The organism is Empedobacter sp. UBA5036, from assembly GCF_002415215.1.
GTDB lineage: Bacteria > Bacteroidota > Bacteroidia > Flavobacteriales > Weeksellaceae > Empedobacter > Empedobacter falsenii_B.
In genome coordinates this window covers 149,232-157,273 of record NZ_DICC01000073.1, presented here as the reverse complement: position 1 = coordinate 157,273, position 8,042 = coordinate 149,232, and the positions used below count along the sequence as shown (strand labels likewise).

The 8,042-nt window shown below is 32.3% G+C and carries 5 protein-coding genes and 1 pseudogene; 3 read left to right on the top strand and 3 right to left on the bottom strand.

Annotation, left to right across the window (positions count from 1 at the left end; genetic code table 11):
* Positions 1-187: pseudogene (locus tag B4J88_RS14370) on the top strand (IS982 family transposase); the annotation flags it as partial.
* A gap of 212 nt (positions 188-399) precedes the next feature.
* On the opposite strand, the gene B4J88_RS14365 reads toward B4J88_RS14370, so the two are convergent.
* Together B4J88_RS14365 and B4J88_RS14360 are read right to left on the bottom strand one after the other, a co-directional pair.
* Positions 400-1,785, bottom strand: a complete 1,386-nt coding sequence (locus B4J88_RS14365; RefSeq protein WP_291067929.1) for a DUF5689 domain-containing protein — start codon at positions 1,783-1,785, stop codon at positions 400-402.
* Between the two features lie 27 nt (positions 1,786-1,812).
* The gene (locus B4J88_RS14360; RefSeq protein WP_291067927.1) at positions 1,813-4,569 is read right to left on the bottom strand and encodes a carboxypeptidase regulatory-like domain-containing protein; all 2,757 of its coding nucleotides are present in this window, start codon (positions 4,567-4,569) and stop codon (positions 1,813-1,815) included.
* Between the two features lie 187 nt (positions 4,570-4,756).
* Between B4J88_RS14360 and B4J88_RS14355 the strand changes: the two genes are divergently transcribed.
* The gene (locus B4J88_RS14355; protein WP_291067925.1) at positions 4,757-5,866 is read left to right on the top strand and encodes an endonuclease; all 1,110 of its coding nucleotides are present in this window, start codon (positions 4,757-4,759) and stop codon (positions 5,864-5,866) included.
* A 2-nt stretch (positions 5,867-5,868) separates the two neighbouring features.
* A complete protein-coding gene (trpA, locus tag B4J88_RS14350) occupies positions 5,869-6,636 on the top strand; it encodes a tryptophan synthase subunit alpha (RefSeq protein ID WP_280037094.1) in 768 nt (255 codons plus the stop codon).
* Between the two features lie 74 nt (positions 6,637-6,710).
* On the opposite strand, the gene tyrS is transcribed toward trpA, so the two are convergent.
* Positions 6,711-8,006 carry a tyrosine--tRNA ligase gene (gene tyrS, locus B4J88_RS14345; RefSeq protein ID WP_291067922.1) on the bottom strand — a complete coding sequence of 432 codons (1,296 nt, stop codon included), beginning with the start codon at positions 8,004-8,006 and terminating at the stop codon, positions 6,711-6,713.
* Positions 8,007-8,042: the final 36 nt, after the last annotated feature.

Below are 8,042 nucleotides of genomic sequence, written 5' to 3'. Positions count from 1 at the left end.
AAGAAAAAGGATAGAAACGTTATTTCTTGTACTCCGTGACCAGGTCATGATTAGACGTCATTATGCTAAAAGCGTTTTAGGCTTTAAAACAAGGATACTATCTAAAATCCTCACGCTTACTATTATTCAAACAATAAACAGAAACCAAAATAGAAATATTAACAACTTAAAAATTAATATTAACTAAATGCACTACGGGTTAATAAATCTTTTTTTTATTTTTTTTTATAAAATTAAAATCGATACTCATTAACAGATAATTTTTATTTGAATTTTATACATTTCAGAAAGTGAAATCACGTTAAAAAATGAAGAATATTTAGGAATATATTAACCTAATAAAAACAAAAAAGGCAACCAATTGGTTGCCTTTTTTATTATAATATTTAAACTGATTAATTAGTCAATTTTGATATTATCGATAACTAAATCATAAGCTTCATCTTTTCCTACTTTTAGTGCAAAAATATTTTCACCAGCAGTTTTTTGAATATCTACTCCTTCAATATTTAGAGTAACAAGAACCCATTCGCCTTTAGTATCAATTTTACCTGTATATTGATTTGCATCAATTGGTGATAAAGATACATTTGAATTCGATAAATCTCCTACATTATATACTACGTATTTTTTATCAGATTTATACACATTTAGTGACAATGATTTCCCAGATGTTCCTTTTACATAAAATGTAATTTTCTTTGGAGTTGCAGGAATTGTATTATTTACAATAGTTGTAAATACGTAATCATTTGCTTTTGGTGTTCCTTTTAAAAGTAATGCATTTGTGTTATCTCTACCAACACCAACTCCGCTAGTTGCATAGGTATCTTTCACTAAGCCAAAAGAGTTAATAGAAGATAAAAAGTCAGCCCAAACATTGAAATCAGAACCTTTGAACAATAAATTTGCTGCTTCGGAATTATTGCCTCCACCTGGATTTTGGCCTCCACCTACATCAAAACGAGGTTGATCAAACTTCACATCATTTGTATCGCGAATAAATACTTGATAAGTTGAATTGTATCGAGAAACTACTACTGTAATAGACCCGCTTTTTTTAGGTAAAACATCTGCATACCATGTTGCGTAGCCAGAGTTACGTAAATCTGTTTCTTTTCCTTTTTTATCCACAATCACTCTATTCACTGTTGCACCTGAAACCCCATACGTTTTATCTCCATCAGGATCACTGAATTGAACTCCCTCTATCGTTACTAATGTATTTAGATTTTCAGGTTTTAAAGCATCTGTTAATGAAGAAACAACTTTTGGTTTAATCGTTTGGATTGCTTCACATGTTTTAACCATATAAGTTGACATGACAGCACTTGGAATACGACCAACAGTATATTGTGGATCTACAGAACCTATTTTCATTACTCCACGATCATTCGCAACTATTAACCCTTTCAAATTAATTTGTACTTGCGCTCCCAATGGATAAGAATTATATAAATTACTTCCGTCAATTTCTATTTGGATACCTGTTGTAGGGTTCTCAACTTTATCTTGTAAAGAAATCGTTTTGAAAAAATTCCCCGTTTCGTCACTAGATATAACATATGCTTGTACGATTAAATCTTCTGCTATTGCTTTATTAGCATCTAATTTTATAGATCCAGCAGTTACTTTAAAAACTAAATCAGCCAAAGAAATATTAGGACTTGGTAAATTACATTCAATTGGAGGTGTTGCATAATCATCATCTTGCACACAAGATTGCGCTGTAAATAAACCTAAGCTTAAAACACCAGCTATTGTTAATTTTGATATTGTATTCATTTTAAATTGTGTTCGTTGTTAATAAAATTAAAATCTGAAATAAATGTTAGCGAAATAAGTTGTTCCCATTCCGTAGAACATTTTTGAACCAAACATACGTTGGTAGTTTTTATCAATTGCATTATTATAATTACCTGTACGCATTTGTTCAAAACCTCCTGTAACATAGTTTTTATTATTCAGTACATTATTTACTGTTCCTGAAATCCCTGCTGAATATTTACCAATACGGAACGTTTTCCCTAAATTGATATTCAACATAAACTCATCACTAAACTTCTCTTGTTTCAAAACTTCTTTCAACCCTTCTTCTGTTACTCCGTTAACTGGAACCCCGTTTTGGGTAATAAAATTAATTGTTCTTCTAAAAGGAGCAGGGTCTGCATAATTGTTCATTAAATAGTTTCCAGAAACACCAACCCACCAAAATTTAGGATCACGATACTCAGCACCTAAAGTAAATCCTGATTGAGGTCCAGAAGCAAGTTTATAGTTTTCTAAATAAGCAGTTCCATAATTTTTGTAAGGAATTCCATTAATCCCGAATTCATCAGAATATAGGTTATAATCAGAATTGTCTTTGTATACATATTGTCCAATAGCAGCTACAGCAGAAACTGTAAGAACTGGTAAAACTTGCGCTTCTACAGCCAACTCAGTTCCTAAATATTCTTTTCCAACACCTGTCATCACCTCAGAAACAAAAATTTGATCCGAAACACCATCAATATATCCAAAAGCCTTCTCTATCTCATCTTTTGTTCTAGTATAAAAAGCCGTCGCACGAGCTTTGATACGTGGAGCTCTTAAAATATAAGATAAATCACTTGAAAATATTTTAGCACTTTCAATTCCATTAACAGTTACATCATTAAGACGTGCATTTGGAAAAATCTCATCAGAAGTTGGTGCTTCTGTCTGATACATTACATTTGCTTGAATAAAGTTACGTCCATCTAATTTTACTAAAAAGTTAGATTTTACACCAAAGTCTACAAAATCATATGTTTTACTCTTTCCATAAGAATTGTCTTTATACATTTCATTTTGGAACTTTCCATCACGGTAAAACTTCGTTAAAGCAGCTTTCATCCCAATAGTAACATCTAAGTATTTAGATTTAATTTTAGACTGCGCGAATAAATCTGCATAATCACGATTAATTTCGTAGTAATACTCTTGTTTATCTCCTTTCTTAGCAACATAATCAGGATCCAATAAGTTGAAATTATAAAAATGATTAACAGGTAAATTTGTCGTCACATTAAAATCATCTACATTTAATACATATTGTGCACCTAATAAATCTTGAATCTCACGATACAATTTAGATTTTGTATTTTGATAAGATGCAGCAATTGTTAAATCTATATTTGAAGTTAATTCTGTTTGAAAATTAGTATAAGCCGTAGCTGTTTTATCTTCATTAACATCTGCAGTTAACCAATAAGCCGCTCTTCCTGTCGTACTATTTTCATTCGCACGATACATACTTGCCCAATCTAACTGAGAGATTTGACCACTTCTCCATAATTGCTCTCTTTCTGCGATTGCATCAGCAGACGCTCCATTAAAAGCTAAGTAACTCGGCATATTACGGTAATATGTTGGTGAAGGATTATTTGCTTTAAACCAATCTAAACGAGATCCACTTTCTTTTCCAAATTGATACGAAATAGTTGTCGTTAATTTTGATTTATTATTAATATTCCAATGATGCGTCAACATATTAATAGGCTCAAAAGTTTTCTTTACACGTTCATTACGTTTTTCACCATCTTGCCATCCCCAATAAGAATTATAGTAAATACCTTTTAAATCAACAACTTCTTGCGTATTAGGTGAACCTGTAGAACGACGAGTTGGCGCACCAAAACTTGTAAAGTTTAAGGTATGTTTTTCATTAAACTTTTTCTCAACACCTAAATAGTAAGCATATGCATCATAAAAAGTACCTTCTATAATACCTTCATCTGCCCAACGTCTACTTCCTGAAACCATAAATGCCCAACCGTTATCCATTAATCCTGTATTGTATGTTGCCATTACACGATTTCTGTATGAACGATTTGTACTAGAATAAGCCAAACTTACTCCCTTACGCATTGTTGAAGGACGAGTATCAAAATTTGTGACACCTCCTAGATCTCCAAAAGCATAATTAGATGGTTCGATTCCGTATGTTAACTCATCTGGACGACGAGTTACATCATTCAAACCTCCCCAGTTATTAAAAGTTGCACGACCATTATCCATTTTGTTCATACGAACTCCATTAAATAATACGTCATTATATTTGTTATCTAAACCTCTTGGTTTAAACCAATACGAACCTAATTCGTACGCAGAAACGCGAGCAAAAACATCGCGAGAAGATTGTAAAAGTCCTGAATTTGAAGCTGTCGAACTTTCATCATCAGATAATTCATCATCTGTTAATGTAATAATTCCAACTTCTGCTGTATTTGGATTAAATGTTAATTTAATATCACCTAAGTCAAGCTCTTTTTGTCCTGCTACAGTGATTTCTTTTTCATATGGGTCGTAGCCCACGCCATAAACTTGTAATTTGTACATTCCATCTGGAATATCTACAAACTGAAAATACCCTATACGATCGGTGATAGCAGCATCGCTTACTGCTCCTCCGTCCAAACGTACAGTGAGGTTATAAACCTCCTCACCTGTAGCAGCATTTTTCGCCACCCCAGTAACCTTTGTTTGCGCCTGTGCCATAGCGACAGTTGCAGCAAAGACTGAAAGACTTAACAATAATTTGTTCATTCAAACGAATTTTTATTTATAAATTAGCTATCTATTTCCTTCATCAGAAAAAATAGGACAACAAATTTAATAAATTCATAATTAATAACATATGTTTAAAATTAATAAATCTTTAACTTTATTCATCATTTTTACTTTTATTTTAACATTAAACGTTAAGGGTCAGACAAAATATAGTAGTGCAACCGTGGCCTTTTACAATGTTGAAAATCTTTTTGACACCATAAAATCAGTTGGATATGTAAATGGAACTTTACCTTTTAATGACAAAAATTACCACATTCAGATTGCTGAATCTGACATTTCGAAGTACGAAACAGAAGAATTCAAACAAAGTTATACGTACGAAAATATAAAAGGAAAGAAAATTATCCGTCCATTAATTCTTCAAGAAGAATTTTTACCAAACGGAAATAAAAGATGGAATACAGAAAAATATTTCCAAAAAGTCAATAATATTTCAAAAGTTATTAGCGAATTAGGCGCAGATGTTACAGGCTCTGCTCCAGTAATCGTAGGTATTTGTGAGATCGAGACAAGAGAAACTTTAGAAGATTTAGCAAAAAGCTCTGCTTTGAAAAAATACGATTATGGTGTTGTTCATTTCAATTCGTTTGATGCTCGTGGAGTTGATACAGGTTTATTGTATCAAAAATCTCGTTTCAAGGTAATTGATGCAAGACCTCATCCAATTTTCAATTATGATGCTGAAGGTAAACGAAAATATACGCGTGATATTCTACAAGTTACAGGTTTATTAGACGGTGAAGAAATCACTTTTTTAGTAAATCACTGGCCTTCTCGTAGTGGAGGAGAAAAAGTTTCGATGCCAGCTCGTATGGAAGCAGCAAAGGTGATGAAAGGAATTTTTGATGAGTTAAAATCTAAAAATCCAAATGCAAAAGTAATTGCAATGGGTGATTTTAATGATGATCCTATTTCTCCAAGTATTAAAAATACATTTGATCCAGCTGGAGAAATTGCTAAAGTTTCGGATAACGGATATTACGATCCTATGTTACCTTTATACAAAAAAGGTATTGGTACTTTAGCTTATCGTGATGCTTGGAATCTATTTGATCAATTTATCTCAACTTCATCATTGGTTACAAAAAATAAAGATTATTCAACGTATAAAATCTTCAAAACTGAAATTTACAACAAAGATTATTTGAAAGCGACAGAAGGTGCGTATAAAGGATTCCCTAACCGTATGTGGAGCGGCGATACTTATCGTGCAAACGGTTATTCTGACCACTTTCCAGTCTATACAATCTTATTAAAACAAGCAAAATAAAAATGAACAAATTAGAGCAATTATTTAGTCAAAAAAATAAAAACCTCGTTACAATATACACAACAGCTGGGTATCCGAATTTATCGGATACCCCTATTGTTTTAAAAGAATTAGATCAAAATAATGTTGACATTATCGAAGTCGGCATTCCTTATTCTGATCCTTTAGCTGATGGTCCAACAATACAGGCTACAAGCGAAAAAGCTTTAGCAAATGGAATGACATTAGATATTTTGTTTGAGCAATTAAAATCGGTTCAAAATGAAATTTCTGCACCAATTGTTTTGATGGGTTACTACAATCAAGTGATGACATTTGGATTAGAAAAATTCTTACAAAATTGTCAAGAAAGTGGAGTTTCAGGGTTGATATTACCTGATATGCCGTACGAAATTTACTTGGCACAACACAAAGAATTATTTGAGAAATACGATCAAAAAGTTACTTTTCTAATTACACCTTTAACAACAGAAAAACGCATCAAAGAGATTAATGATGCAACTTCTGGATTTGTTTATATTGTTTCTAGTTCTGCAACTACAGGTGCAACAGAATCTAATTATAATGAAGATTTTTTGTCAAATGTTAAAAATCTAGGCTTAACAAAACCACATCAAATTGGATTTGGGATTTCGACAAAGGCTGATGTAGAAAAAGCTTGGAATTACGCAAATGGAGCAATTATAGGAAGTGCTTTTTTACGCGTTTTAGAAAATTCAACCGGAAATCTTTCAGAAGCCATAAAAAATTATCTTTCAGAATTGAGATAAAAAAATAGTTTTCAAAACAAAAAGCAAGCTTAATTCAGCTTGCTTTCTATTTTGGAAATGTTTTATCTAAAAAATTATTCAACAATTAAGATGAAATAATTCTTTTTACCTTTTTGTAATAAAACATATTTATCAGCAATTAAATTTTCTGTTGTTAACACAAATTCTTCCGCTACTTTTTCTTTGTTTACAGAAATTGCGTTTGCTTTTAATTCACGACGCGCTTCTGAATTTGATTTTAAGAAACCTGATTTTTCAGCTAAAGCAGTTACAATATCCAAACCAGCTTCGATATCAGCTTTTGCAATAGTTGCTTGAGGCACACCTTCGAAAACTGATAAGAAAGTATCTCCATCTAATTCTTTCAAATCTTCTGAAGTTGATTTTCCGAATAAAACTTGAGATGCTTTTTCTGCTTTGCGTAATTCTTCAACACCATGAACTAAAATTGTAATTTCAGTTGCTAATTTACGTTGTAATTCGCGTAAATGTGGCTCTTGACGATGACGCTCGATTAAATCATCAATCGCTTCTTTTTCTAAGAACGTATAAATTTTGATGTAACGTTCAGCATCAGCATCCGCTTGATTTAACCAAAATTGGTAGAATTTATAAGGAGAAGTACGGTTTTTATCTAACCAAATATTTTCACCACCTTCTGATTTCCCAAATTTAGTTCCGTCCGCTTTAGTTGTTAATGGACAAGTAAAAGCAAAAGCTTCACCTTGTACTGTACGACGAATTAATTCTGTTCCAGTTGTGATATTTCCCCATTGATCAGAACCTCCCATTTGCAATTTTGCACCTAATTCTTTGTACAAATGCAAATAATCGTATCCTTGAATCAATTGATATGTAAATTCTGTGAAAGACATTCCGACATTCGATTCAGAAGAAAGTCTAGATTTTACAGAATCTTTCGCCATCATATAATTTACCGTAATGTGTTTTCCTACATTACGTGCAAAATCGATGAACGAAAAATCTTTCATCCAATCATAGTTATTCACCAATAAAGCTGAATTTCCATTATTCGTATCAAAATCTAAGAAACGAGACAATTGTGCTTTAATTCCAGCAACATATTTATTCAATGTATCTTCGTCTAATAAACTTCTCTCTGCTGCTTTACCAGTAGGATCACCGATAAAACCAGTTGCACCACCAACCAAGGCGATTGGACGATGACCGTGACGTTGCAAATGAACCAATAAGAAAATAGGAACCAAACTTCCAACGTGAAGAGAATCTGCCGTAGGATCGAAACCTACATAACCAGAAGTCATTTCTTTATTTAGTTGTTCTTCTGTCCCTGGCATAATATTGTGAACCAGTCCTCTCCAAGTCAATTCTTCAATTAATGGATTCATAGTATTTTAATATATTTTTTATCTAATTTTTACAAG

Bases quoted from the DNA above. Each gene is read 5' to 3' on its own strand.
- B4J88_RS14365 (WP_291067929.1), bottom strand. From the start codon at position 1,785: ATGAATACAATATCAAAATTAACAATAGCTGGTGTTTTAAGCTTAGGT.
- B4J88_RS14360 (WP_291067927.1), bottom strand. From the start codon at position 4,569: ATGAACAAATTATTGTTAAGTCTTTCAGTCTTTGCTGCAACTGTCGCT.
- trpA (WP_280037094.1), top strand. From the start codon at position 5,869: ATGAACAAATTAGAGCAATTATTTAGTCAAAAAAATAAAAACCTCGTT.
- tyrS (WP_291067922.1), bottom strand. From the start codon at position 8,006: ATGAATCCATTAATTGAAGAATTGACTTGGAGAGGACTGGTTCACAAT.